This window comes from Pseudomonas syringae (assembly GCF_002157375.1).
Taxonomy (GTDB): domain Bacteria; phylum Pseudomonadota; class Gammaproteobacteria; order Pseudomonadales; family Pseudomonadaceae; genus Aquipseudomonas; species Aquipseudomonas syringae_T.
In genome coordinates this window covers 1-25,638 of record NZ_MTSA01000027.1, presented here as the reverse complement: position 1 = coordinate 25,638, position 25,638 = coordinate 1, and the positions used below count along the sequence as shown (strand labels likewise).

Genomic DNA, 25,638 nt, shown 5'->3' with positions numbered 1-25,638 from the left:
TTGAGGATGTGGTCGCCTGACCATATCCTCATAGGCGCTTTCAGATAAAAACGCGATCTTCAACGCGCTCAACAAGCGTTCGGATTCACCGCCTTATCGCATCAGGGAATATGCCAATCAACACTGTCCTCTCTCAAGACATCACTGTCATTCGAGCCGCAATCGCTCGTTTGTTCACGGTTGCGGCGCTGTTTGCGTCAGCCGTCACGCCATTGCACGCAGAACCTCTTCATCTGGATCTGGAGTTCGCGGACAGCTCAATGGCCTACCTGGATGAAGCCACACAAAACGCATTGTGGCCCGAGGTATGGAGCAAGGCCGAACTGACCGCGTACTACTTGCCCGCAGAAAAGATTGAGGGAGAAACACAGGAAACCCGGTCGCATCTGAAGCTTTTCAGTTGCATGGTCGGTGTCGCCTGTATTCCGAACCCGCATTTCGAGACCAAAACGTCGGTACTGGAACGCGAGGTAACCGTGCGGGGGCAGGTTGTGCAAAGTGCGGCGGGTCAGCCGCTGAAGTTGCGTTTCGAGTTGCCAGAGGAGCCCGCTCCGCATTATCGCTTTGACCGCGCCGAAGTTCAGGCGCCTGCGCAGGTGCTATGGCGTGACCCACTGTTCAAGCAGTGGAAAAAGGACATGACATCATCAAGCCAGCGGCTTTTTGCCAAGTATCGCGAACAACCATTGAGCTTCTGGCTGGCGCCGTCAAAACGAGATACACCCGCTTATCAACTGGTCGATCTGGGCGTCCCCACGCCAGGAAGCTTGATGGACCGCGGCGATCCGGTTGCGGTGACGACCGTGCGCGCCAGCTTGAGCGGAACACAGGGAAACAGGGTGCTGGAGTGGCCTGGTCAACTGGCCAAAAACATGACGAAGCGGCTTCAGGCATCGACGGAATTTGCTGAGTCCGGGCGCCTGCCTTCCAGCGTCAGCGACAATCAGGTCCCTTGGGGGCTTTCCATCATGTATGGCGAGCACCGAACAGGTCCAATCGCGGTGCCCGCCAGCTTGCCGCGATGGTACGGGCTAAAGCACTACAATTTCCCAGAGGGCACCCTCTTTATGCTGTCGCGAAACGGCCCTCTGGTACAGATTGAGCTCTCGGCGGAAACGGACGTAGCGCGAGCCATCGAAGATGAAGTGCCCGTTAAAAGTGATACATGGACATTCTTCAATGGGCAACTGATGCACTATCACGGAGAGATACGTTATTTTCACGGTCCGTCAGACGTACCTGCCACTCAGTGGCGAGTGGACTGGAAGCGGAACGGCGAGAGGCTGTATACCCATGCGATAAATGTTAATCCCAGTGACGAGAAAGAACTTGAGTGCCACCACCAGGGTTGCCAAGACAACATGGCCGAAGCGCTTGCTCAACTGGCCGCGACCGACGCCCAGCTCGTTGCAGAAGGGAAGCGCTACCTTGAACTGGCAAACCAGATAGACGAGAAGCGCCGCTGATTCCGTTCCTGAACCGGCAAGTGCAAAAAACAAACATTACCCTTTAAGACAGTTCTTCAAGTCCGTAATCAAACCCGGCCCGCTTGGCTGCCAACCCAAGCGTTCCTGGGTCTTGTTGCTGAGGCTGCTCATGTCCTTACCCACAAACGTCGACAGCCACCCAAAGCTCGCAGCGGCCTCGTGTGATGACACCGAAACGATAGGCAAGCCCAGCCCCTCCCCAATGGCCTCAGCAATGAGGCGAAACGCGATGCCCGATTCAGCAGTCGCGTGGTAGCGAGCACCTGGCTGATGCTTTTCCAAGGCAAGGCGATACAAGTGCGCGGTATCTTCAAGGTGGGCAGCGGACCACTGATTGAGGCCTTCATCGATATAGGCAGAGACGCCTTTTTCTCGTGCCTGCTTGATGAGTTCGGTAACCAGACCTTGCTTGACCGGGTTGTGAATCTGCGAGAGCCGCATGGCCACTACATTAACCCCGCGTTGCAACATCGCCTGTCCGGCCAGTTCCGAGGCGACGCGGGGGTTGGGATGGTCGGGGTTGAAGTGATCTTCGTCAGCGGCGTGCCCTGGCGCGGACGAGCCCATCGCCGTGCTGGAGGTGATAATCAACGGGCGCTCAGAACCTTCCAGAGCGGCTCCCAAGGCGGCAATGACGCGAGAGTCTTTCTGGCAGTTGGCAACGAAGTTGGCGAAGTGGTGATCAAACGCCGTGTGAATGACGGCATCGCAGTTCTCGGCTCCGCGTTGGAGGCTGGACAGGTCTTCGATGTCCCCGTGATGTGGCTCAGCCCCGATAGCCCGCAGCGCGCGAGCACCGCCAGCCGAGCGTGTCAGCCCCAGCACCTGATGGCCTGCATCAATAAGCTCTCGTGCTACCTGAGCACCAATAAATCCCGTTGAACCGGTAAGAAATACGCGCATGCTCAAATCTCTCTTTGCTGAAGTCAGCAGAGTGCGCGTAACGTTTATCCGGTAAAAGACGTGACGTTATCAGGGTATAAAAACCAACAGGATCAACATGGCCAATCCGCTGGGAACGTATTTGAAAGATTGTCGAGCTCGACTGGACCCGGCGAGCCTGGGGTTTTCCAACACCCGTCGACGCACGCCAGGCTTGCGCCGAGAGGAAGTTGCACACCGCGCCAATATAAGCGCCACTTGGTACACGTGGCTGGAACAAGGCCGCGGTGGCGCACCCTCCGCTCAGGTGTTGAACAGGATTGCTCAAAGCCTTGTGATGACCGAACCCGAGCGGGAGCACTTGTTCATGCTCGCCTTCGGTCATCTTCCCGAGGCGGTCTACCGCGCACCCGAAGGCGTGTCGCCGCGCTTGCAACGCGTTCTGGATACCCTTGCGTTCAGCCCCGCGTTTATCAAAACGGCGACGTGGGATGTGCTGGCCTGGAACAACGCTGCAGCGGCAGTGTTTACTGACTACAGCCTACTGCCGGTGGGACAGCGCAATATTCTGCGCCTGATGTTTTGCAACCCGGGCACGCGTGCCAAACAGGATGATTGGGAGGCCGTCGCGCGTTTTATCGTCGCCGCGTTCAGAGCAGACGCCATACGCGCCGGCGCGGCCTCCGAAGTCAGCAGACTTGCCGATGAGCTGTGTATCCTCAGCCCCGATTTTGCTGCGCTGTGGCGTGATAACGATGTTCGTCTTCAGGGCGAAGGAACCAAACGTCTGCGGCACCCGGCTCACGGGCTCATCGAGCTGGAATATTCAGGCTTTGCCGTCGATGGTCGCCCGGATCTCTCAATGATCGTCTACAACCCGGTGACAGCCGATGACGCGGAGCGAGTGCGGGCGCTTGTGGAAGAGTATCTGGAAACAGAGGCGAGCGGCACGGCGCGTCCTTTTGCGACGCAGAGCGTCGAGAACTGCATTCCCACGCCGGAGCGTAGGGAACAATAATCTCAACGACCGTGTGGCGCTGATCTGTGACGCGTGCCGTCACACACAGCACTCCCATGATGGTCATCAAGATTGCCTGCACCCCACTTGCCCTCCCGCCCGAAAGATCGAACCCCCACCCCACCAGGCACTCGAAAGCTGGTGACCGCAAAACCCAGCCCTATTCCTTCCATCTGGCAACGCCGTATTTGAAGCCTCGCTTCACACCTGATCGCTGTATTTCAGACACAAACGCGCAGGTGTCACGCACAAGGCTCCGGACCTTGCCAGACGGTCAATCCGCATTCAAAAAGAGTAACCCTATGAGACCCCAAACCTCCTTCATATTCGACCTCGACGGCACGCTGACCGACAGCGTCTACCAAAACGTCGCGGCCTGGAAAGAAGCACTGGACGCAGAGAACATCCCGCTCGCGATGTGGCGTATCCATCGCAAGATCGGTATGAGCGGCGGGCTGATGTTGAAGTCGTTGTCGCGTGAAACCGGCATGAGCATCACCGACGAGCAAGCCGAGCGCCTCAGCGAAAAGCACGCTCAGGCGTACGAGCGGCTTCAGGGGCAGATCATTGCGCTGCCGGGTGCCGTCGAGTTACTTGAGACGCTCGACAAAGAGAACCTCAAGTGGTGCATCGCGACCAGTGGCGGGATTGATACGGCGACGATCAATCTGAAGGCGCTGGAACTGGACATCAACACGATCAATATCGTGACGCGCGATGACGTGAGTTACGGCAAGCCTGATCCGGATCTGTTTCTGGCGGCGGCGCAGAAAATAGACGCGCCTATCGACGAGTGTCTGGTGATTGGCGATGCCATCTGGGACATGTTGGCGGCGCGGCGTTGCAAGGCAACGGGTGTGGGCCTGCTTTCGGGGGGGTATGACATCGGCGAGCTTGAGCGGGCAGGTGCCTTGCGGGTTTATGAAGATCCGCTGGATCTGCTGAACCATCTGGACGAGATCGCTTCTCGCCCCTGATCAAGGGGCGAGCGCGGTAAACGTGGCAAGCCCTACAACTGAAACTTGCTCACTTCCTGTTGCAGGCTGATGGCGAGGCTTTTCAAGCCACCGCTGGTCTTGAGCAGTTCCTGGACCGACGTGTTGTTCTGTTCGGACATCTGCGCCGAACGTTCCACATTGCGCGCTACGTCCTGACTGGCCGCCGTCTGCTCGCGCAGCGCAAAGGAAATCTGATCCACCACGTGCAGTACCTTGTTTGAACTGTCACGGATTTCGATGATGGCCTGACCCGCAGTCCCGGCCATCTCGACGCCCTGATTCACTTCCAGAACGCCACTGCGCATGCTTTCGACCGTTTCCCGAACACCCGCCTGGATTTTCTCGATCATGCCGGCGATCTCTTTGGTCGACTTGCCGGTGTTCTGCGCCAGCAAGCGCACCTCGTCGGCAACAACAGCAAATCCGCGGCCTTGTTCGCCGGCACGTGCCGCTTCGATGGCAGCGTTGAGCGCCAGCAGGTTGGTCTGATCGGCAATGCCTTGAATCACGCTGATAATCGACGAGATATGTTCGGAATGCTGGCCAAGGCCCGCAACCTGAGTCGATGAGAGTTGCACGGTTTTGGCGATGCCGTTCATGCTCGACAGGGTATTTTCGATCACCTGTGCGCCGTCTTTGGACTGCTGCCCCGAGCGGCTGGCGAGCTGATGGGCTTCATCGGCGTTTTCAGAGACGTGGTGAATGCTGACGGTCAATTCTTCAATAGTGGCGGCCATCATCGAAGCCGACGTGGATTGCTCTTGAATAGCACCGGAAAGCTGCTCGGACGCTCCGGAAATTTGCTGCACGGCAACCACCAGTTGATTGGCGGCCTGGCTGATCTGTTGAATCATTTCACGCAGGCGGTTCTGCATGCGATCAAAGGCTTTGGGCAGCTCGTCATGGCTGCTGGTGTCGATCACGGTGTCCAGTTTGCCGTTGGCAATCGCAGTGGCAGCATCAATCGCCAATTGCAGACGCGCGGTGGTGCTGCGCCCCAGTGCTGTGGCCAGAATGACAGAGAGCAGCGCCGCAGCAAGGCCGCCGTAAATCAATATCATCAGGGCGAGATGTTTGGCGTCCACCATCTCTTTGCTTCTGGTTACCAGCAACTCGTTCTCGGCAGCAGTGATCTCGGCCACGGCAGCACGCATGGCGTCCATCTTGGCTTTGTCCGCGCCCGACGTAATGCGGCTGTCCAGTTCGTCATCGGCTACGTTACGCGCGGTCAGGTCCCTGCGCATGGCGAGGATCGGGTTGATGTCTTCGTCAAGCCAGCGCCTCTGGATTTCGCCAAGCTTATCCAGGCGTCGCTGTTGCTCTGGATTGTCCGCCGTCAAGCGCTTGAGCGAGTCAAAGTCCTCGGAAAAGCGTTTCTGGCCGCTGATCAACGGCTCCAGAAAAGCTTCCTTGGAGGAAATGACGAAGCCTCGCATACCGGTTTCTATATTGATGAGCTGGCCAAGCGCTGACTGCGCTTCGCTCAGCACCTGATAGGAGTGAACATTATTGTTAGTCGCGCCTTCGACCTGCTCAAACCCCCTGTAGGCACTTGCCACCAACACGGCTATCAGCACGACGATAGCGACAAAACTGAAGTAAAGCTTTTGCGAGATACTGAGCTTGCTGAACATGATGTGAGTCCTGCGAACGAGCCTTTCCCTGGCGTGCTTATGGGTATTTTTAGTAATGCGACAGCTAGCGACTTCATTCCACGCAACAATGATGCCACTTAGGCATCATCAGTGTGGCACGTCCTGCGCCTGTTTTAATAAATGAATGGCTTGATGCGCTGTTCGGGGGCTTTTAATTCCGATAACCAGCTGATATCTATAAAGAACTTTTTATTATATTTATCATTTCACTGCACTCGCGGCATGGGCAACTCAGCTCCATCCGGCGAGATCATAAAACCGCAGCCAGGCAGTCCAGATACCGTTCCCTGTAAAGGTCAGGCCTTGTTGAACATGGGAAACCGGTGTTCCCCCCACGGGAAACACCTTATCGAGGCGTCAGAGCTTGAACTGCGCCACCATCGTGTTGAACGACGTGGCCAGACGCGACAATTCCTGACTGGATGCACTCGTCTGATTGGCGCCTGCCGCGGTTTGCGCACTAAGCTCCTGAATGTTGACCAGGTTGCGATCCACTTCGCGTGCAACCTGGGCCTGCTCTTCGGAAGCGGACGCAATCACCATGTTGCGCTCGTTGATGGTCCCCACCCCGCCGGTGATTTTTTCCAGTGCGGCGCCTGCGCGCTGAGCCAACTGCTGGGTGCTCGTGGCCGTCGCCAGGCTTTTGCTCATGGCAGCGACCGCACCGTCGGCACCGGATTGCACCGTACCGATCATGCCTTCGATTTCGACTGTGGATGCCTGAGTCCGGTGAGCAAGCGCGCGGACCTCGTCGGCCACCACTGCAAAGCCTCGACCTTGTTCGCCCGCCCGTGCGGCTTCAATGGCAGCGTTGAGTGCGAGCAGGTTGGTCTGCTCCGCGATGCTGCGGATGACCTCCAGCACTTTGCTGATATCCCGGACGTGGCCAGCGAGCGTTGTGACAGACCCTGTGGAATCAGTGATCTCGGTGACCATCGTGCCGATGCCCTTGACCGTTTCATCCACTCGCCCACGGCCATCAACGGCATCGTTTGCCAGGGTTTTGGACACATCCGACGTGGACACTGCGTTGCGGGCCACCTCTTCTACGGCAGCGGTCATTTCATTGACCGCCGTGGCCGCCTGTTGAATCTCGTCATTTTGCCGCGTGAGGCCGCGTGTACTTTCTTCAGTGACCGCGCCAAGCTCTTCAGCTGCGGACGCGAGCTGATCAGACGCACTGGAAATCTCCTGGATCGTCCGTTTCAAGCTGCCCTGCATGGTGCCGATCGCATTGAGCAAGTGCCCTGCTTCGTCGCCTCGGGTGCTGGAAACAGCCTGCGTCAAATCACCTGCGGCGATACGCTGTGCCACTTCAATTGCCGTTTTCAACGGCCCGGTAATCATGCGGGTGATCAGGATCCCCAGCATGATCGCCACCAGAAAAGCGATGACGATGCCGACGGTCAACATCGTGACCGACGTGCTTTGCAGTTTGTCAGCCGCCTCTGCGCCGTCTTTGATCTGGCGTTTGTTGGAGTTGATCATGGTCTGGAGGTAGCCACGGGCTTTATTGAAGTCACCGTCTGCCAGTTCGTTGAGTCGACTGCGGGCGTCTTCCAGATTGCCCGCTTGTTGCAGGTCGAAGACCTTCTGGGTTGCCGCGATATAGCCAGGCATCACAGCGTCGTACTGATCACCGGCGGCGCGCTCGTCATCTTCCAGCGGAGTAGAACGGTAGACGGCATAGACTTTCTGAGCACGCTCCAGTTCGCCATTGATACTCTGGCGCATTTTTTCTGCAGTCGGCTTGTCCCGGGCATCGAGCAAACGATAGAGGCCGCGGTTATGCGTGGTCAGTGCGGTCATGGTCTCGTTTGTGTTGGCCACCGAGACCAGGTTATTCGAGAACGTCAGCTCCAGCGCGGAGGACAACCGGCTGATACCGAGCATGCCCAGGCCGCCTACAGCCAGCGTGATCAGTGCGCATGCGATGAACGCAGCCATGAGTTTTGTAGCGAAACTGGTGCGATTTATCAGGTTCATTGATTATCCATCATCGTTAAATGGTCAGCGCTACCCAGCAGCCCTGCCATGCTAGAAGCGATCATCCACACGCGGGTTTGCCCCCGCTGTTATGAATCGCTCATCGGACTACAAAAATAGCCATCCAATTCCTGTGCCAACGCTACAGCATCCCTTATTAGCCAAAAGATGATGTAACGCCGTAACGCCTGAGCCCACTCCATGAACCCCCAACAGGACGTTAAACATTGAACAATCCATTCGCTACAATCGACTTCGGAGATCTCTGAACCTATCGGCAGCACTAAGCCTTTCTTGATAGTTGAGCGCTTATATAACTAAAAAACCATTAATACGCTGAAAAAAGAGTAAGAGGCGGGCGCTGGTTACAACGCTATGGGGCGGGATGGAAGCGGTCGGGCGGCGCGGGCCTCAGGGGGGGGAGAGGCGCCGCCGGACAGGCTGTCTCAGGGTTCAGCGGGGCAGGCAAGGCCTGGTTTCACCCCGGCGAAACACCCCCGCCTTCGTCCGCCACGATGTCCGGGTCGTCCGAATACACTTCCGGCTCGTCGTCCTCGTAAGCCTCTTCGCTCTCGGTACGCTTCTTCACCTCATCGCCCTGTTCCGAACCGACGCCAGGCCTGTTCGAGTTCATGGCCAGAACAGGGTCGGCTTCGCGGTCGTACTGACCCAGCACGGCGCTGGCAGGGTCTTCTTTGGGTACGCTCTTGGTGAGGATGGGATCGGTTGTCATGTCAGCCACCTGTTTCATGTGCGAAAGAAAGTGGACGTGGCGCAGGGCTGAGGGTTCGATTCAACTGACGAGCGTCGCGGCGCTTACCCGCCAAACGACGCATATTGCAGCGGCAAGCCGGTGGTGAATTTGATCTGTTCCATCGCAAAGCTGGAGCTTACGTCGCTGATGCCGGGAATACTGATCAACTGTTTGTAGACAGCGTCGTACCCGGCGATGTCGGCCACCACGATGCGCAACATGTAGTCAGTGTCACCGGCCATGCGGTAGCACTCGACGACCTCGGGCAATTCACCGACGGCGGCATGGAACTGTTCAAGCCAGGCGGCGTTGTGCTGGTTGGTGCGAATGGCGGCGAAGACGCTGACCGACACGTTCAGTCGCTGAGGATTGAGCAGTGCGACACGGCGGTCGATGATGCCTGCCTCTTCCAGCTTCTGGATCCGGCGCCAGCACGCCGTGCTGCCCAGGCCTATGCGCTCGGCGATGTCTGCGACGGAGCGCGTGCAGTCGGTTTGCAGGATGTCGAGGATTGCCCGGTCGAACTTGTCCATGTGTGGTTTCCTGTCGTCCTGCACTGATCGTTCCTCACACTCTGCGCGGGAATGCCTGTCGTGACGCTCTGCGTCACAAATGTGTACTACTCAATACATCCAGGATCGGACGCAGAGCGTCCAGAACTGCATGCCCACGCGGAGCGTGAGGAACGAGATTCAGTGCCTGGCTCTGCATCCTAGAATTTTTAATCGTATAAATCCAAGCCAAATAGAATAATTTTTCACATTCAGCTTGGATACCCGAGCAAATATCAAAAAAATTTCCCCTACGCACCCGTAATCTTTCCTGCAATCGGCCTTTCAACGCCACCCCCTGATTCTGACTCGATCACGAAGTGAATTTGCCCATGACCTCAACTGCGCTCTATCTGGATTACGCCGCCACCACGCCTGTCGACGAGCAGGTCATCGAAGCCATGATTGCCTGCATGGGCCGCGATGGGCATTTCGGTAATCCGGCCTCCAGCGGGCACGGTTATGGCCAGGTTGCGCGTCAGGCCGTCGAGCAGGCACGACGTCAGGTGGCGGACGCGGTGGGCGCATCTGCTGACTCGGTGGTCTGGACCTCAGGTGCCACCGAGTCCAATAACCTGGCAATCAAGGGCATTGCCCATGACAGCAGCGCGAAACGTCGGCACATCATCACCAGCGTGCTGGAACACAAAGCCGTGCTCGACACCGTCAGCACGCTGGAACGTCAGGGCTTTCCGGTCACCTGGTTGAAGCCAGACGCCAAAGGCCTCATCCAGCCCCAGGCGGTTGAGGCTGCCCTGCGTGAAGACACACTGCTGGTATCGCTGATGCTGGTGAATAACGAGCTGGGAACCCTGACCGATATCGCCAGCATCGGGGCACTGGTGCGCGAACACGGGGCGCTGTTTCATGTGGACGCTGCGCAGGCGGTCGGCAAGGTAAAGGTCGATCTGGCGAATCTGGCCGTGGACCTGATGTCATTTTCCGCACACAAGGCGTACGGCCCCAAAGGCATCGGCGCACTGTACGTAGGGCCACGCGCTCATTCATTGCTCCAGGCGCAGATCCACGGCGGCGGGCACGAAGGGGGCTTTCGCTCGGGCACGCTGGCAACCCATCAGATCGTCGGCATGGGCACAGCCTTTGCGCTGGCAATCAGTCAGGCCGAGGCTGAAAATCGCCGCATTGAAGCGTTGAGCAGTCATCTGCGTGAAGGGCTGCTGGCCCTGCCGGACGTGCAACTCAACGGCTGTCCGAACCAGCGCATCCCGCATACCCTCAACCTGTGCATCACCCGCAGCGGCTTCAGCAGCGCGCAGTTGTCACACAGCCTGGCGTTGTCCTCGACGTCCGCGTGCAACTCGGCGAGCAATGCACCTTCCCATGTGCTGCTTGCCTTGGGGATGGATTCCGCGAAGGCGCTCGCCAGCGTACGGGTCAGCCTTGGGCGCTACACCACGCAGGCGGATGTCGAGCGTGCCATTGAAGTGTTCAGCAAAGCACTCAGCGCGCCAGCTGCGTTCTGGTAGCGCTCAACGTTGCAATGAGAAAAGGCAACAATGGGGCGATGTCGCTATAGTGGCACCACTTGGCGCGGCCAGGTGATGCTTACGGATCAGGTTTAACTCTAAAGGAATACGTCATGCCCCTTGCACCTTCAGCCAAGTGTATTCTCCTCGCGCTAGTGACGAGCGCTGTCAGTCCCGTTGGCGTTGCCAAGCCGTACACGGAGTCTGACAAACATGATGCGTATTCCCCTTACAGCCTCTACATCGCGCATTGCAAAGCAACGCAAGAGGCCGTGGATTTTCTGGAAGCGAAAAAAGACCCACCGGAGCCACGCCAAGTCATCAACTCACTTAATATTACTTACTACTCACTCAGCGCTGACAATTACACCCCCGCCGAGATGGGCGTGAGCGCAGAGGAACTCGCCCGGTGCAATGCCACGTTCGCGAAAGCAGACGCATGGCGCAAGCAGGCCAACGCCACTCTGGCCGCCGCCGAGGCCATTGAAAACAAGAAGCAAGAAAAAGCCGATCTGATCACTCATCAGAACTCGCCTGAATACAAGCAGGCCCGATCAATGGGCTTCAAGGACGTGGGGAATATCACGTTCGTGAAAATGTATGACGACATGCTCGGGGACGCCAAGGTGAAGTCGATGCTGATCAACGTCGACCAACAGTGCGGCAAGTACCTTCGGGCGACTCAGTACGTGGAGCCTTACGTTATTTATACGACGGCCGCCAGGTTCAACGGCCCTTGTGGGTCCGTGAAAAAATTCGCGATCAAGGGAACCCACGGCGTGAACAGCGGCGACTGGATCAACCCTGACGCACAATTCAAATACATCGGCTGGCAAAAAATCCTGGCACCTAACGGGTTTCAAGTCCGGATGCAGGCACTGGAGCAGCTTTAAAGACGTCGTAACCCCTCGCACCTGGGCGCCCTGAACAAGGGCGCTCACCCTCGTTAGCCAGGCTCGCTGGCGCCCTTTTCCTGCCCCCTCACATCGCCGAACCTCAGGCTGACGAGGCCGCCTCGCCGGCCCTTTGGCGTCGAATACATGAAAATGTACTTCCCCGGATACAAAAAGACACACATTGGCACAGTTCTTTCTTGTGGAACGGTCGTGCCATCAACCCATGGTGCTCGCTGCAGGTAAGGGGTGCTTATACGCACCAACGTGCAGTTTCCGGACGCCCCAGCGTCCACTAACAGTGCAGGCGGCAGATCACAAGTCTTACGCCTCGCCAGGAAAGGAATCTAGCTGTGCCAAACGAGTCCCGTTTCACACCCGAGCTTCACCGACGACCTGCCATCGAGCGAACGGTTGACGTCGGCACGACCTGTCCGGCGGCCTCACCCTTTGCGGTGACTGTCGTCGACTTTTTGAACGCCCGGCACTTTTTTACGTAAACCGATCCGCACCGGCCTCTGGACGTTCTGATTGATCAATCAGGACCGTGGACACCTGCGCGTGCCCTTAGAGCAAGCCGTCTGTTTGCCTGACCGTTCTGGCAACTAACAGATCGGTATTGTCGGACACTTTTTATTTGGACTTGCGTCTCTTGGCCTTCCTCCTTAGAGGGCTTTTATTTCAGTGCTTTTTCCACCGCCCGTATCAGGAGTGTCTTTTTTTGAGCGAATAACCAACTCACGCACCAACGTGATCACCCCCATACTTTATTGGTGCATCCCGAAAAGTGACTTGCAAGTCACGCCCTTACACGTCGTCTGAATGAGCAGAGGGACTGTTCTCACCCTCAACATTAGTTCAACGGCCCGTCAAGATGTCAGGTGTTAACGCAACAAAAGCTGCATTCGGTAAATAGTTATAGGGATGCGACACGCACATTAAATAAGCGCCAGCGCTTGAGCGTTCTGGCACAGCGGTTGCAACAGCAGTTGTAATGTATCCCTTCAGGAACACCACTGTACGTGCGCGTACATAACGATAAGAAACAAGGACCCGTTATGCGAACACCCTAATATATAGCGCGCCCCTGTTTGAGCCTGTGCCTGCGCACAGACTCAATGGTGTCATGCACCTGATTAATGTGCGGATAGCCAGCATTCGAACAGTCACGCACTGTTCGAACGGACTCTTATTGCCCTTTAACTACCCGAGGGAGCGTTAATGAATGATGCGGTCATAATGAAAGCAGTGCCCGGTCCACCGCCCGATATGACGTCGACGGCGTGGCAGGGCATTCCTTTCAAACCCAATACGTCACGCCCCGGCGGCCTGAACACGCCACACGTCATGGTATTGATTGCTGCGTCGGTCCTTATTCACGGTGTGATCTGGTGGTACATGCAAACCGCCCAGCCCGAGCTGCCTGAAGTTGCACCGCAAGTTCCGGAAATGACCATCGAGCTGACCAGCCCGACACCGCCCGCGCCGGAACCGCCGCCGCCTGAGCCACCACCGCCGCCTCCCCCGCCGCCGCCACCCGAGCCGGAGCAGCCGGTCGAGGACCCGGACGCCGTGGAGCCGCCACCCAAGCCGATAGAGAAACCGAAGGTCGAGAAGCCCAAACCGGTCAAGAAACCTGAGCCAGTGAAAAAGCCGACGCCGCCGGCACCCACGCCTGTTGCTGCACCGAGTCCGCCTGCGCCGCCAACACCTGCGCCCGCGCCTCCGGCCCCTGCTGCGCCACCGGCTCCGGCCAAGGAAAGCGCGGCCGTTTCCGGGCTCGCCAGCCTGGGCAATCCGCCGCCGGAATACCCGGGGCTGGCCTTGCGCCGCAGTTGGGAAGGCCGCGTGGTACTGCGCATCAAGGTGCTGCCAAACGGCCGCGCTGGCGCTGTCGAGGTGACCAAATCCAGCGGCAAACCGGTACTGGACGAAGCAGCCGTTGAAGCCGTGCGCAACTGGAAATTTATCCCGGCCAAGCGTGGCGATACGCCGATAGAAGGCTTCGCGACGCAGACCATCGACTTCAAGCTGCCGGAATGACCTGGCGCATGACAACCGACAATTCAATTAAAGCTGGTGAGGTTTAAACCATGAACGCATCGCTCTCTTCCTTGATCGTCCCCGCCGTGCTTTGGGCGCTGGTTCTTTTTTCCGTACTGAGTTGGGCACTGTTGCTGATCAAGTCGGCACAGTACGTCCGCCAGAAGTCCCAGAACAAACAGTTCACCAAGGCCTTCTGGAGCGCGCCGGACCTGCTCACCGCGGCCGAGCATGCCGCGCAATACCCCGGCGCGCTGGCCCGCATCGCCAATAGCGGTTTCGAGGCAATGGCGGTGGATGACGCGCCGCGCACCACTCAACAACTGGCCCACACCATCAACCGCTCCGACCGTCTGGAGCGCAACTTGCGCCAGCAGATTCAGAAGGAGCGTCGTTCGCTGGAGAGCGGTCAGGCGATTCTCGCCAGTATCGGCTCCACCGCGCCCTTTATCGGCCTGTTCGGTACGGTCTGGGGCATCATGGAAGCGCTGCAAAGCATCGGCGTGACCGGCTCGGCCAGCCTTGAAGCCGTCGCCGGCCCCATCGGTCACGCACTGGTTGCGACCGGCGTGGGCATCGCCGTCGCCGTACCCGCGGTGCTGATCTACAACTTCTTCCTGCGCCGCCTCAAACTCGCCGTGGCTGACATGGATGACTTCGCCCACGACTTCGATGCCCTCGCCCAGCGCAGCGCCTTCGCCGTCACGCGTCAGCCCATCGCCAGCAAGAATGGCCATGCCGTTCGGGAGGCCAGCTAATGTCGTTCTCCACTCAAGACAACGATGAAGTGCTCAGCGAAATGAACGTCACGCCGCTGGTGGACGTGATGCTCGTGCTGCTGGTGGTGTTCATCGTCACCACGCCGCTGATGACCAATGCGATCAAGGTCAACCTGCCCAAAACCGACGCGGTCGCGCCTGCCGAGAAGAAGAATCCGGTGGTGGTCAGCGTGGATCAGGACGGCAAGTTCTACCTCGCCAAATCGGAAATTGCTCCGGAGTTGCTGGAGAAAAGCCTGCAGGACGAAAAGGCCAAGGACCCGGAAATCCGCGTCCAGTTGCAGGCCGACACCGCCGTGAACTACGGCCAGGTGGCCAAGGCGATGGCGTCCATCGAGCGCTCCGGCATCACGAAGATATCCGTCATGACGGCGAAATGACGCGCGATTGATTTGATGGCTTCGCCCCGCGAAGCCGTCTGACCCGACTCCCGTGAATGCGGTCGTCCGTGGGCCGAAAAGCCCCTGGAGGGGAGCGGCTTGCTGGAAAAAGAGAAGTGGAATACCCGCTCGGCACAACCGCGTCGGGAACAGAGGGCTCACAAGGCCATTTCAATAAATGTCTGGATCAAGTCGGAACTAACCATGCTGATGAATCTTCCCGGTTGCACCCTCAAACCACTGGCCCTCGCGGTCCGGCGTCATCCACGTGCCTTGCTCTGTGCATTGGCGATGGGCATGAGCGGTGCCCAGGCGGCAGACGCCGTCGAGGCGGACACAAGCGGTTCAGCCGTGTCCTCCAGTGCAGCGGTTGTGCCTGCCACGACTCAATTGCAACGCGTTGAAGTGACCGGTTCGGCGATCCGCCGGGTCGACGCCGAAACCGCAGTGCCCATCACCATCCTGCGCGCCGACGACCTGAAGAAACAGGGCGTGACCACCACCCAGGAAATGGTCCAGCGCATCACCGGCAGCCAGTCGATCAACAACAGCGCAGGCTCGGTCGGAGCCGGAACCGGCGGCGCTTCCTTCGCCGACATGCGCGGCATCGGCGCGAACAAGACGCTGGTCCTGCTCAATGGCCGACGCCTGGCCAACAATGCGTTGTCCGGTGTCGGTACGCCCAACGGCAGCGCCATCGACCTGAACATGATCCCGTTCGCTGCCATCGACCGCGTGGAAGTGCTGCGTGACGGTGCCTCGGCGCTGTATGGCACCGACGCCATCGGTGGTGTGATCAACTTCATCACCAAGAAATCCCTGACCGATGGCAGCCTGACCCTGGGCGGCGAGACGCCGACTGCCAGCGGCGGCGGTGCGACCAAGGACATGAGCGCCAGCTGGGGCTTCGGTGATCTGGAAGAAGACCGCTTCAACGTCATGGGCGTCTTCAACTACAACAAGCAGCAGAATCTGGACGCCAATGACCGTTCGTTTGCCAAGGATTACGTACCGGGACGTGGCCTCAACCAGACCTCTGGTACGGCCTATCCAGGCAATTATTTTCAGGGCGACAATTCAGCAAACCCGCTGGGCAGAAACTGCGGCGGCCCTAACCTGATCGCCAGCAACGGCATCTGCCGATTCAGCACTCGCGAATACATCGACCTAATCCCGCAAACCGAAAAGACCTCGTTTTTCGGCAAGGCCACCGGCAAGCTGGCGGACGATCATAACGTCAGCCTCGAATACTTCTGGGCCCGTAACAACAACCACACCGATATCGGTCCAGCGCCCCTCACCGGCCTGTCTCTCGACCCCTCGTCGCCTTTTTATCCCGGCAACGGTATTACTCCGGCACCGACCGATTTCACCCTCGACTCGACCCAACCCATCAACACGGCCTGGCGAGAAACAGCGGCCGGGCCACGCGGGTCCAGTGACCAGAACACCAGCCAGCGTTTTCTGCTGAATTTCGACGGACTGGTGGGTGGCTGGGACTACAACGTCGGTGCCTCCTACAACCAGAACAAAGTCCTGTCATCGCTCACCAACGGGTATGTCAGTGACGCTGCAATGCTCAATGGCCTGGCCAATGGCACCCTTAACCCGTTCGGCCCGCAAACCGCTGCCGGTCAGGCGCTGATCGACGCCAACGAATACCACGGCCAGTACTCCAGCGCTGTAGGACGGGTAGCCGGGCTCGATGCACGTATCAGCCGGGAAATCGGTGACTGGTTCGGCGCAGGCCCTGCCGGCATTGCGCTGGGCGGCGAATACCGCAAAGAGAAAATGCATCAGGCGTACGAAGCCTACGTCAACGACATCAGCAGCTTGGGCGCAGATGCAGCAGGCAGCGTCGAAGGCGACAGGAGTGTCAAGGCGGAATACGCTGAACTGAACGTTCCTGTACTGGACAGCCTTGAACTGACCGCCGCCGTTCGTCACGACAAATACAGCGACTTCGGCAGCACCACCAACCCGAAATACTCGTTCCGCTACCAGCCGTTCAAACAACTGGTGGTCCGTGGTGCCTACAGCGAAGGCTTCCGCGCGCCGTCGCTCTATGAACTGTATGCCCCGCGCAGTACGACCTTCACTCAGGGCTATTACAACGACCCGATTCTGTGTGCCGGTGGCGTCGTCCAGCCGGGTGGTAACGCCGGTCGTGATTGCCAGCAGCAGTTCCTCAACAATGGTGGAGGCAACACCGAACTGGCCCCGGAAAAAGCCCGCAACATGACGCTGGGCTTCGTCTATCAGCCGGTCAACAACCTGTCGATGGGGCTGGATTTCTGGTGGATTCACATTTCCAACCAGATCCAGGCGTTCCCTGAGTCGACCGTGTTCGATGACCCGAACACTTACGCTGACCGCTACGTGCGCGCCGCCGACGGTTCGATTGCCAACATCGTGACCGGCAACGCCAACCTGGGCATCGTCAAGACCAGCGGTGTCGACGTCACCCTCGACTATCGCTTTCCGAACACGCCATACGGACAGTTCGGCCTGGGCATGACCGGCACTTACGTGACCCGTTATGACTTCCAGAACATCATCGACGGCCCGTACACCGACAAGGTCGGCGACTTCCAGGGCGACGGCGTGATCGCGCGCTGGAAACACGTCCTGACCGGCACCTGGGCACTGGGTGACACCCGCGCCTCCCTCACCAACCGGTTCACCAGCGGTTACAACGACTACGACCGCACCACCAATGCCCGCGTCGCGTCGTATGCGCTGTGGGACATGTCGGTCGGCCACACCTTCGACAAGGTGCTGGATATCGATGCCGGTGTGCGCAACATGTTCGACCGTACCCCGCCGTTCTCCAACCAGGCCTACAACTTCCAGTCCGGCTATGACCCTCGTTATGCCGACCCGCTGGGCCGCACCCTGTTCGCACGCGCGACTTACCACTTCTGAGTGTGACGGAGTGGCCCATACACGCTCCGTGGGCCACGCCAGATTGCGAGCTCGCCCCCTCCGGCCCAGGTTTCATCCACCTTCCCCGGCCGGGGGCTTTTTCGCGGCTCAGCGTCATTCAGTGCGTACGAGGAAAGCCCCATCATGTTGCGTCTTACCCGTTTGTTGCGGCGCCTGATTCTGGGTGTTGCGCTGTGCAGTTGCTGGCAGGTCACGCAGGCCGCGCCGACCCACGCCTTGACTGTCTATGGCGAGGCACCGAAATACCCGGCTGGCTTCCAGCACTTCGACTACGTCAACCCGAACGCCCCCAAAGGCGGTTCGCTGACCCGTTCGGCGGAAGAAATCGGTCAGTTCAACTACCTCAACCCTTATGTCGATCAGGGCATCAACGTGAGGGAGGTCGACACCTGGGTGTACTCGCCGCTGGCCTACCGCTCGCTGGATGAGCCGTACACCGTTTACGGGTTGATCGCAGAAAAAATGGAGATGGACCCGGACGGTCTGTGGGTTCGTTTTTTCCTCAACCCCAAGGCACGTTTCGAGGACGGCACACCCGTCACCGCAGAAGACGTGCGCTACACCTTCGAGCTGATGACCACCAAAGCCAGCTTCAGCTATCGGCCCATGTTCGCTGACGTCAAAGCGGTGACCGTCGAAGGGCCGCGACAGATTCGTTTCGACTTCAAGAACACCCTCAACCGCATGCTGGCGCTGGACATTGCCAGCCTGCACATCCTGCCGGAACACTGGTGGAAGAATCGCGACTTCGCCAACGGCGGTGGTTTCGAGCCGCCGCTGGGCAACGGGCCTTATCGGGTCGCCAAGGTCGATGCCGGGCGCAGCGTAACCTTCGAACGGGTCAAGGACTGGTGGGGCAAGGACCTACCGGTCAGCCGTGGGCTATACAACTTCGACACCCTGACAGTGAACTACTACGGCGACACGGAAATTGCCCGCCAGTTGCTCCAGGCCGGAACCTTTGATTACAACCGCGAGTATTCCTCGTCCGGCTTCGTGGTCGGCTACAGCGGCCCGGCTATTGACGACGGGCGTCTGCAAAAACGCATCCTCGCCCAGCAGCGCCCGGTCGCCGCGCAAGGGTTTGTGTTCAACCTCGACAAGCCGGTCTTCAAGGACCGACGCGTGCGTGAAGCGTTGTCGCTGCTGTGGGATTTCGACTGGATCAACCGGCGGGTCATGCGCAATTTCTATGTGCGCGAGCAAAGCTACTTTCCGAAGAGCGACATGGCCGCCATCGAGCTGCCGACGCCCGCCGAACTGAAGATTCTCGAGCCGTTACGCGGCCAGGTGCCTGACGAGGTGTTCACCACCGTGTATCAGCCACCTAAGACTGACGGCAGCGGTTACATCCGTGACAAACAATTGCAGGCCCTCAAGCTGCTCGCCGATGCCGGCTGGCATCCGAAAGACAACAAGCTGGTCAATGCAGCGGGCGAGCCGATGGTGTTCAGTTTCATCGATGGCCAGGGCGGTTTCGACCGCCTGATTCTGCCGTTCAAACGCACCCTCGCGCAGATCGGTATCACCCTGGAGTTCCTGCGCATCGATTCGGCGCAGTACATCAACCGGCTCAACGCCCGTGACTACGACATGATCGTGGTCAACCTGCCAAAAAACGGTAACCCGCTGATTTCACCGGGCCGCGAACTGTACAACCTGTACGGCTCGCAAAGCGCCACCGAAGTCGGCAGTTCCAACGCAATAGTGCTGCGCAACCCGGCGGTGGACACGTTGATCGACGGGCTGGTGAGTGCCAACACGCGCAACGACATGGTGCTCTACGCCAAGGCGCTGGATCGGGTCCTGCAATGGGGCTACTACATGATTCCCAACTACTACTCCAAAGGCATACCGCTGGTGTTCGCCAATCGCTTCGGCATGCCTGATGTCGCACCGATCTACGACGTGGGCCTGGAAAGCTGGTGGCAAATCAGCCCGACGCCACTGACCAACGCTCAGGCCGCTGCGCTTGCCGGCAAGACCACCGCTGTGAAGGAGCATTGAGATGCTGGCTTACGTGATTCGACGCCTGCTGCTGATCATTCCCACGCTGCTGGCGATTCTGATTGTGAACTTCCTGATCGTGCAGGCCGCCCCCGGCGGACCGGTCGAGCAGGCCATCGCCCGCATTCAGGGCTTCAGCCCCAACGGGGTGGGCGGCGGCGGGGGTGAAGTGGCCGCGACCGGCACCGCCAGCCGCAGCACGCGCGGGCTGGACCCGGCGCTGATCGAACAGATCAAGGAGCATTACGGTTTCGACAAACCGATGCATGAGCGGCTCTGGCTGATGCTCAAGAACTACGCGCAACTGGACTTCGGCACCAGCTTCTTCCGCGGTGCGCCCGTCACCGAACTGATTGCGCAGAAGCTCCCGGTGTCGCTGTCACTCGGGCTTTGGGCAACGTTGATCACCTACCTGATTTCCATTCCGCTGGGCATTCGCAAAGCGGTACGGCACGGCAGTGCGTTCGATGTCTGGAGCAGCACGCTGGTGATCATCGGCTACGCCACCCCCGCGTTTCTGTTCGCCATCCTGTTGATTGTGGTGTTTGCCGGCGGCAGCTACCTGAGCTGGTTTCCGGCGCAGGGGCTGTTCTCGGAAAACGCCGACAGCCTGAGCACCTGGGGCAAGGTGAAGGACTATCTGTGGCACCTGGTGCTGCCGGTCAGCGCGCTGGTGATCGGCGGGTTTGCCACGCTGACCATCCTGACCAAAAACAGCTTCCTCAACGAAATCAGCCGCCAGTACGTGGTCACGGCGCGGGCCAAGGGCCTGACCGAGCATCGCGTGCTGTACGGCCATGTGTTTCGCAACGCCATGTTGCTGGTCATCGCCGGCATTCCGCAGGCCCTGATTGAAGTGTTCTTCGCCGGTTCGCTGCTGATCGAAACCATCTTCGGCCTCGACGGCCTGGGCCGCATGAGTTACGAGGCAGCGGTCTCGCGGGACTACCCCATCGTGTTCGGCACGCTGTTCCTGTTCACGCTGTTCGGCCTGCTGATCAAACTGATCGGCGATCTGTGCTACACGCTGGTCGACCCGCGTATCGACTTTTCCGCGAGGAGCGCCTGATGTTCGAGTTCTCTCCCCAGACCCGGCGACGTTTCGACCTGTTCAAGGCCAACCGGCGTGGCTGGTGGTCGCTGTGGATCTTCATCGCCCTGATGCTGGTGTGCCTGTGCGGCGAGCTGATCGCCAACGACAAACCGCTGCTGATCCGCTACGACGGCCAGATGTATTACCCGGTGCTGCACACCTACATGGAAACCGATTTCGGCGGTGAACTGCCCTTCGAACCGGACTATGCCAGCGACTACGTGCGCAAGCTGATCGCCGCGAAAAATGGCTGGATGCTGTTCGCGCCGATCCCGTTCAGCTACGACACCATCAACTACGACCTGGACGCGCCGTCCCCCAGCCCGCCGGATGGCATCAACTGGCTGGGCACCGACGAACAGGCGCGCGATGTGCTCGCACGGGTGCTGTTCGGGGCGCGGATTTCCATTCTGTTTGCCCTGCTGCTGACCGTCATCAGCACGGTGATTGGTGTCTGTGCCGGGGCGATTCAGGGCTATTACGGCGGCATGACCGACCTGATCGGCCAGCGGGTTCAGGAAATCTGGTCGGGTTTGCCAGTGCTGTACCTGCTGATCATTCTGTCCGGTTTTGTATCCCCGAATTTCTGGTGGTTGCTGGGCATCATGGCGCTGTTCTCCTGGCTGTCACTGGTGGACGTGGTGCGTGCCGAGTTCCTGCGCGGGCGCAATCTGGAATACGTCAAAGCGGCACGCGCACTGGGCCTGACCGATGCCGCGCTGATGTGGCGGCACATTCTGCCCAACGCGATGACCAGCACCCTGACCTACCTGCCGTTCATCATCACCGGCGCCATCGCCACGCTTACTGCGCTGGACTTTCTCGGCTTCGGCATGCCTGCCGGCAGCGCTTCGCTGGGCGAACTGATCGGGGAAGCCAAGCGCAACCTGCAAGCGCCCTGGCTGGGCCTGACCGCGTTCGTGGTGCTGGCCTTGATCCTTTCGCTGCTGGTGTTCATCGGCGAAGCCTGCCGCGACGCGTTTGATCCTCGGAGCTGACATGCAAGACAACCTGATTGAAATTCGCGACCTGCGGGTCGCCTTCAACGGCCACGAAGTGGTGCATGGCGTCAGCCTCGACATACGCCGAGGGGAATGCCTGGCGCTGGTCGGTGAATCCGGTTCCGGTAAATCGGTGACCGCGCATTCGATCCTGCGTTTGCTGCCCGCGAAAACGGTCAGCACGCAAGGCTCGATCCGTTACGACGGGCTGGACCTGGTCACCGCCAGCGACAAGCAATTGCGCAGCCTGCGCGGCAACCGGGTGGCGATGATTTTTCAGGAGCCGATGAGCTCGCTGAACCCGCTGCACACGGTCGAAAAGCAGATTGGCGAGATCCTCCTGACCCACAAAGGCCTGAAGGGCAAAGCCGCGCTGAGCAGAACGCTGGAGCTGCTGGAGCTGGTCGGCATTCGCGACCCGTTGTCGCGACTCAGGGCTTACCCGCATCAGTTGTCAGGCGGGCAACGCCAACGCGTCATGATCGCGATGGCGCTGGCCAACGAGCCTGACCTGTTGATCGCCGACGAGCCGACCACCGCGCTGGACGTGACGGTGCAGGTGAAGATTCTGGAGCTGCTCAAATCCCTGCAACAGCGCTTGAACATGTCGCTGCTGCTGATCAGCCACGACCTCAACCTGGTGCGCCGCATCGCCCAGCGGGTCTGCGTGATGCGTGAGGGCGAGATCGTCGAGCAGGCTGATTGCCAGACGCTGTTCAACAGCCCGCAACACCCTTACAGCCGCCTGCTGATCAACGCCGAACCGGACGGCGAACCCGTGCCCTCCACGCACAGCAACACGCTGTTGTCGGTGCAGGACCTGAAGGTCTGGTTCCCACTGGGCAAAGCCTGGTTCCAGCGCGAGCCGCAGTATGTGAAGGCGGTGGACGGCGTGAGTTTCGAGCTGCTCAAGGGCAAGACACTGGGCATTGTCGGCGAGTCCGGCTCGGGCAAATCGACCTTGGGCCAGGCGATTTTGCGGCTGGTGGATTCAGAGGGCAGCATCCGTTTCGGCACCAAGGAACTGAGCCTGCACAGCCAGCACCTGATGCGCCCGTTGCGCCGCCAGTTGCAGGTGGTGTTTCAGGACCCGTTCGGCAGCCTCAGCCCGCGCATGACCGTGGAACAGATCATTGCCGAAGGGCTGGTGACACACAAAATCGGCACCCCGAAAGAGCGTGAGCAAACGGTGATCCGCGTGTTGCAGGAAGTAGGGCTCGACCCGGCGACCCGGCATCGTTATCCACATGAGTTTTCCGGTGGCCAGCGCCAGCGTATTTCCATCGCACGGGCGCTGGTGCTTGAACCGGACTTGATCCTGCTGGACGAGCCGACATCGGCGCTCGACCGCACGGTGCAAAAGCAGATCGTTGCGCTGTTGCGTGACCTGCAGATTCGTCATGGCCTGACGTACCTGTTCATCAGTCATGACCTGGCGGTGGTTCACGCGCTGGCCCATGACCTGATCGTGATCAAAGACGGCAAGGTGGTTGAACAAGGCCCGTCCCGCGAGATCTTCGCCGCGCCGCAGCAGGCCTACACTCAGGAACTGCTGCGCTCGTCGGGGCTGGTGTTTGCCTGAGTTCGAAAACTACGCGTGGAAGCTCTGGCCCAGCGCTTCCAGGCGTATGGCCAAAGGCGACAGGCTTTGGCTGCTGGTCGCGAGTACACCGATGTTGGCAGCGGTGTGTTCGGCAATGGTCTGCACCGAGCGCAACTGATCGGCAATTTCGCGGCTGGCGGCGGCCTGTTGCTCGGTGGTCGTGGCGATCAGGCCGTTGAGCTGGGTGATATGACCGATGCCTTCACCCACCGAGCGCAGGGATTCCGACGCTCGCTGACTGTTCTCCACACATCGACCCACGCCTTGCAGGCTGTCGCTCATGGCCGTGGCGGCCTGACGGCTGCCCGTTTGCAGGTCTTCGATGATGATCTGGATCTCTTTGGTGGACGACGCCGTGCGCTGCGCCAGGTTGCGCACCTCGTCGGCCACCACCGCAAAGCCCCGGCCCTGCTCGCCTGCGCGAGCGGCCTCAATCGCAGCGTTGAGCGCCAACAGGTTGGTCTGTTCGGCAATACTGCCGATCACGTCCAGCACTTTGCCGATCTGCTCTGACTGATTGGCAAGCGCCTGCACGGTTTCATCGGTGGTGTTGATGCGCGCGGCAAGCTGAGTGATTTCGCTCTGCGCCCGTTCGACACTGTCGCGTCCGTGGGCCACCTGATCGCTGGCGTCACCGGCACGCTGCACGGCCTGCGCGACATGACCGGAAATATCGTTCATGGCATCGCCCATGCGCTGCATGGCGCCCGTCATGCGGGCGATCTCGCTCAACTGATGCTGCGCGCCGGTTTCCAGCGTGCCGCTGGCTTTGGCGAGGTCATGACCCAGCTCCCCGAGCCCGCGCGTGTCGCGTACCACGCCGTCGACAAGGCCGGTGATCTGCGCCAGAAACTGCTCGAAACGCTGCGCCAGCGAGACATGCTTGCCCGAATGCTCATGGGCCTGACTATCAGGGGAAAACTGATTGGTGGTGGCCAGCATGCGATCCAGCATGTCCTGGTTCTCGACCGCCTCGGCCTGATTCTGCACGGCCAGGTAGACCAGAATCGCGCTCTCGACGACCACGTACACCGCATGCACGATCACCATGCTCCAGCCGCCGCCGTGGTGCATCACGTAGACCGGGAAGCCCGCATGTTGCAGGGCATGGAAACCGACGTGGTGAATGGCGATGGTGACGGCGGCGACCAGAATCGGCAGCCAGTCGCGGTAGAACGTCAGCACAGCCAGGAACACGAAGATGCCGAAGTGTATTTCGATCATCCCGTGGGCCTGATTGATATGCAGCCCGGCCATGACCATCAGCCCGATGCCGACACAGCAACGCATCAATCGGGTGCCGCCGATGGCGCGATACAACCCGGTCAGCACCAACGCGGTGCCGCCGCCGACCACGACAGCCTGGGTGAACGTGTCGAACCAGAACGCCAGCCCCAGCGCGTACACAAACAACAGCCAGATCAGGCCCAGCATGATCCGGTCGGCCTTACGGTAATGCTCAAGAAAACGAGGGGCAGTGGGCATCAAACACGTCCTTTTGAAATCCATGACGACAGGAAAGCCCCGTCGGTGTCGGGCCTTACAGGAGCAAAAGCCCGGCCAAAGTGCCGCCCAGATAGTAGCCCTATGCCACAAATTCAGAAATAGATTATTTACTCAATATTGAGACGCGATGATCGTGCGGGCATTAGTGGGCGGCAGGCCGGGCCTCTTCGCGGACAAGTCCGCTCCCACGCACTCATCTACCTCCACTCATCTGCTGCCGTGGGAGTGGACTTGTCCACGAAGGCTGATTATCAAGCAACGAATGTGGGCGGCAGGCCGGGCCTCTTCGCGGACAAGTCCGCTCCCACGCACCATCTACCTCCACTCATCTGCTGCCGTGGGAGTGGACTTGTCCACGAATACTGATTATCAAACAACGAATGTGGGCGGCAGGTCGGGCCTCTTCGCGGACAAGTCCGCTCCCACGCACTCATCTACCTCCACTCATCTGCTGCCGTGGGAGTGGACTTGTCCACGAAGACTGATTATCAAGCAACGAATGTGGGCGGCAGGTCGGGCCTCTTCGCGGACAAGTCCGCTCCCACGCACCCATCTACCTCTACTCATCC

General features: G+C 59.4%; 19 protein-coding genes and 1 pseudogene. 13 read left to right on the top strand and 7 right to left on the bottom strand.

Features of this window, described 5'->3' with window-relative positions; translation table 11 throughout:
• Nucleotides 1–110: 110 nt before the first annotated feature.
• Nucleotides 111–1,466 carry a hypothetical protein gene (locus BW686_RS24395; RefSeq protein ID WP_084920358.1) on the top strand — a complete coding sequence of 452 codons (1,356 nt, stop codon included), beginning with the start codon at nucleotides 111–113 and terminating at the stop codon, nucleotides 1,464–1,466.
• 36 nt (nucleotides 1,467–1,502) lie between these two features.
• Here BW686_RS24395 and BW686_RS24390 read toward each other — a convergent pair whose 3' ends face one another.
• The gene (locus BW686_RS24390) at nucleotides 1,503–2,390 is read right to left on the bottom strand and encodes an SDR family oxidoreductase (protein WP_084920356.1); all 888 of its coding nucleotides are present in this window, start codon (nucleotides 2,388–2,390) and stop codon (nucleotides 1,503–1,505) included.
• A gap of 97 nt (nucleotides 2,391–2,487) precedes the next feature.
• Here BW686_RS24390 and BW686_RS24385 point away from each other — a divergent pair, with 97 nt between their 5' ends.
• Both BW686_RS24385 and BW686_RS24380 read left to right on the top strand, forming a co-directional pair.
• Nucleotides 2,488–3,387 (top strand): helix-turn-helix transcriptional regulator, encoded by a 900-nt coding sequence (locus BW686_RS24385; RefSeq protein ID WP_256899334.1) that lies wholly within the window; start codon nucleotides 2,488–2,490, stop codon nucleotides 3,385–3,387.
• A 302-nt stretch (nucleotides 3,388–3,689) separates the two neighbouring features.
• The gene (locus BW686_RS24380; RefSeq protein WP_084920353.1) at nucleotides 3,690–4,364 is read left to right on the top strand and encodes an HAD family hydrolase; all 675 of its coding nucleotides are present in this window, start codon (nucleotides 3,690–3,692) and stop codon (nucleotides 4,362–4,364) included.
• A gap of 32 nt (nucleotides 4,365–4,396) precedes the next feature.
• On the opposite strand, the gene BW686_RS24375 is transcribed toward BW686_RS24380, so the two are convergent.
• From BW686_RS24375 to BW686_RS24360, 5 genes and pseudogenes are all read right to left on the bottom strand, one after another.
• Nucleotides 4,397–6,019, bottom strand: a complete 1,623-nt coding sequence (locus tag BW686_RS24375) for a methyl-accepting chemotaxis protein (protein WP_084920351.1) — start codon at nucleotides 6,017–6,019, stop codon at nucleotides 4,397–4,399.
• Nucleotides 6,020–6,397: 378 nt separating this feature from the next.
• Nucleotides 6,398–7,261 (bottom strand): methyl-accepting chemotaxis protein, encoded by an 864-nt coding sequence (locus BW686_RS27620; RefSeq protein ID WP_373271066.1) that lies wholly within the window; start codon nucleotides 7,259–7,261, stop codon nucleotides 6,398–6,400.
• Nucleotides 7,256–8,026 (bottom strand): annotated as a pseudogene (locus BW686_RS27615) (MCP four helix bundle domain-containing protein); the annotation flags it as partial. The gene BW686_RS27620 and the pseudogene BW686_RS27615, both read right to left, overlap by 6 nt.
• Nucleotides 8,027–8,504: 478 nt before the next feature.
• A complete protein-coding gene (locus tag BW686_RS24365) occupies nucleotides 8,505–8,759 on the bottom strand; it encodes a hypothetical protein (RefSeq protein WP_084920346.1) in 255 nt (84 codons plus the stop codon).
• Between the two features lie 83 nt (nucleotides 8,760–8,842).
• Entirely contained in the window at nucleotides 8,843–9,313 is a 471-nt protein-coding gene (locus BW686_RS24360; protein ID WP_002555835.1) for an Lrp/AsnC family transcriptional regulator, read from the bottom strand.
• Nucleotides 9,314–9,663: 350 nt separating this feature from the next.
• Here BW686_RS24360 and BW686_RS24355 point away from each other — a divergent pair, with 350 nt between their 5' ends.
• The 10 genes from BW686_RS24355 to BW686_RS24310 all read left to right on the top strand — a co-directional run bounded on the left by BW686_RS24355 (nucleotide 9,664) and on the right by BW686_RS24310 (nucleotide 23,542).
• The gene (locus BW686_RS24355) at nucleotides 9,664–10,818 is read left to right on the top strand and encodes a cysteine desulfurase family protein (protein ID WP_179149374.1); all 1,155 of its coding nucleotides are present in this window, start codon (nucleotides 9,664–9,666) and stop codon (nucleotides 10,816–10,818) included.
• A 113-nt stretch (nucleotides 10,819–10,931) separates the two neighbouring features.
• Nucleotides 10,932–11,711 (top strand): hypothetical protein, encoded by a 780-nt coding sequence (locus BW686_RS24350; protein WP_084920341.1) that lies wholly within the window; start codon nucleotides 10,932–10,934, stop codon nucleotides 11,709–11,711.
• A gap of 1,221 nt (nucleotides 11,712–12,932) precedes the next feature.
• Nucleotides 12,933–13,754 carry an energy transducer TonB gene (locus tag BW686_RS24345; protein WP_084920339.1) on the top strand — a complete coding sequence of 274 codons (822 nt, stop codon included), beginning with the start codon at nucleotides 12,933–12,935 and terminating at the stop codon, nucleotides 13,752–13,754.
• Between the two features lie 50 nt (nucleotides 13,755–13,804).
• Nucleotides 13,805–14,512 carry a MotA/TolQ/ExbB proton channel family protein gene (locus BW686_RS24340; protein ID WP_084920336.1) on the top strand — a complete coding sequence of 236 codons (708 nt, stop codon included), beginning with the start codon at nucleotides 13,805–13,807 and terminating at the stop codon, nucleotides 14,510–14,512.
• Nucleotides 14,512–14,913 carry an ExbD/TolR family protein gene (locus tag BW686_RS24335; protein WP_024668177.1) on the top strand — a complete coding sequence of 134 codons (402 nt, stop codon included), beginning with the start codon at nucleotides 14,512–14,514 and terminating at the stop codon, nucleotides 14,911–14,913. Before BW686_RS24340 ends, BW686_RS24335 begins: the two co-directional genes overlap by 1 nt.
• A gap of 204 nt (nucleotides 14,914–15,117) precedes the next feature.
• Nucleotides 15,118–17,838, top strand: coding sequence for a TonB-dependent receptor (locus BW686_RS24330; RefSeq protein WP_179149373.1), 2,721 nt, complete (start codon nucleotides 15,118–15,120; stop codon nucleotides 17,836–17,838).
• Nucleotides 17,839–17,982: 144 nt separating this feature from the next.
• Nucleotides 17,983–19,866, top strand: coding sequence for an extracellular solute-binding protein (locus BW686_RS24325; protein ID WP_084920335.1), 1,884 nt, complete (start codon nucleotides 17,983–17,985; stop codon nucleotides 19,864–19,866).
• A gap of 1 nt (nucleotide 19,867) precedes the next feature.
• Nucleotides 19,868–20,935, top strand: a complete 1,068-nt coding sequence (locus BW686_RS24320; RefSeq protein ID WP_084920333.1) for a microcin C ABC transporter permease YejB — start codon at nucleotides 19,868–19,870, stop codon at nucleotides 20,933–20,935.
• A complete protein-coding gene (locus BW686_RS24315) occupies nucleotides 20,935–21,957 on the top strand; it encodes an ABC transporter permease (protein WP_084920331.1) in 1,023 nt (340 codons plus the stop codon). The genes BW686_RS24320 and BW686_RS24315 overlap by 1 nt, the downstream gene beginning before the upstream one ends.
• A gap of 1 nt (nucleotide 21,958) precedes the next feature.
• Nucleotides 21,959–23,542, top strand: coding sequence for an ABC transporter ATP-binding protein (locus BW686_RS24310; RefSeq protein WP_084920327.1), 1,584 nt, complete (start codon nucleotides 21,959–21,961; stop codon nucleotides 23,540–23,542).
• Nucleotides 23,543–23,551: 9 nt separating this feature from the next.
• Here the strand turns inward: BW686_RS24310 and BW686_RS24305 are convergent, their stop codons facing one another.
• Entirely contained in the window at nucleotides 23,552–25,048 is a 1,497-nt protein-coding gene (locus BW686_RS24305) for a methyl-accepting chemotaxis protein (RefSeq protein WP_084920325.1), read from the bottom strand.
• Nucleotides 25,049–25,638 lie beyond the last annotated feature (590 nt).

What these genes read in the sequence shown, in the direction of transcription:
- BW686_RS24335 (WP_024668177.1), top strand. Translation starts at nt 14,512, where the DNA reads ATGTCGTTCTCCACTCAAGACAACGATGAAGTGCTCAGCGAAATGAAC.
- BW686_RS27620 (WP_373271066.1), bottom strand. Translation starts at nt 7,261, where the DNA reads ATGCAGGGCAGCTTGAAACGGACGATCCAGGAGATTTCCAGTGCGTCT.
- BW686_RS24355 (WP_179149374.1), top strand. Translation starts at nt 9,664, where the DNA reads ATGACCTCAACTGCGCTCTATCTGGATTACGCCGCCACCACGCCTGTC.
- BW686_RS24310 (WP_084920327.1), top strand. Translation starts at nt 21,959, where the DNA reads ATGCAAGACAACCTGATTGAAATTCGCGACCTGCGGGTCGCCTTCAAC.
- BW686_RS24350 (WP_084920341.1), top strand. Translation starts at nt 10,932, where the DNA reads ATGCCCCTTGCACCTTCAGCCAAGTGTATTCTCCTCGCGCTAGTGACG.
- BW686_RS24385 (WP_256899334.1), top strand. Translation starts at nt 2,488, where the DNA reads ATGGCCAATCCGCTGGGAACGTATTTGAAAGATTGTCGAGCTCGACTG.
- BW686_RS24360 (WP_002555835.1), bottom strand. Translation starts at nt 9,313, where the DNA reads ATGGACAAGTTCGACCGGGCAATCCTCGACATCCTGCAAACCGACTGC.
- BW686_RS24345 (WP_084920339.1), top strand. Translation starts at nt 12,933, where the DNA reads ATGAATGATGCGGTCATAATGAAAGCAGTGCCCGGTCCACCGCCCGAT.
- BW686_RS24325 (WP_084920335.1), top strand. Translation starts at nt 17,983, where the DNA reads ATGTTGCGTCTTACCCGTTTGTTGCGGCGCCTGATTCTGGGTGTTGCG.
- BW686_RS24340 (WP_084920336.1), top strand. Translation starts at nt 13,805, where the DNA reads ATGAACGCATCGCTCTCTTCCTTGATCGTCCCCGCCGTGCTTTGGGCG.
- BW686_RS24320 (WP_084920333.1), top strand. Translation starts at nt 19,868, where the DNA reads ATGCTGGCTTACGTGATTCGACGCCTGCTGCTGATCATTCCCACGCTG.
- BW686_RS24395 (WP_084920358.1), top strand. Translation starts at nt 111, where the DNA reads ATGCCAATCAACACTGTCCTCTCTCAAGACATCACTGTCATTCGAGCC.
- BW686_RS24390 (WP_084920356.1), bottom strand. Translation starts at nt 2,390, where the DNA reads ATGCGCGTATTTCTTACCGGTTCAACGGGATTTATTGGTGCTCAGGTA.
- BW686_RS24365 (WP_084920346.1), bottom strand. Translation starts at nt 8,759, where the DNA reads ATGACAACCGATCCCATCCTCACCAAGAGCGTACCCAAAGAAGACCCT.
- BW686_RS24330 (WP_179149373.1), top strand. Translation starts at nt 15,118, where the DNA reads ATGCTGATGAATCTTCCCGGTTGCACCCTCAAACCACTGGCCCTCGCG.
- BW686_RS24375 (WP_084920351.1), bottom strand. Translation starts at nt 6,019, where the DNA reads ATGTTCAGCAAGCTCAGTATCTCGCAAAAGCTTTACTTCAGTTTTGTC.
- BW686_RS24380 (WP_084920353.1), top strand. Translation starts at nt 3,690, where the DNA reads ATGAGACCCCAAACCTCCTTCATATTCGACCTCGACGGCACGCTGACC.
- BW686_RS24305 (WP_084920325.1), bottom strand. Translation starts at nt 25,048, where the DNA reads ATGCCCACTGCCCCTCGTTTTCTTGAGCATTACCGTAAGGCCGACCGG.
- BW686_RS24315 (WP_084920331.1), top strand. Translation starts at nt 20,935, where the DNA reads ATGTTCGAGTTCTCTCCCCAGACCCGGCGACGTTTCGACCTGTTCAAG.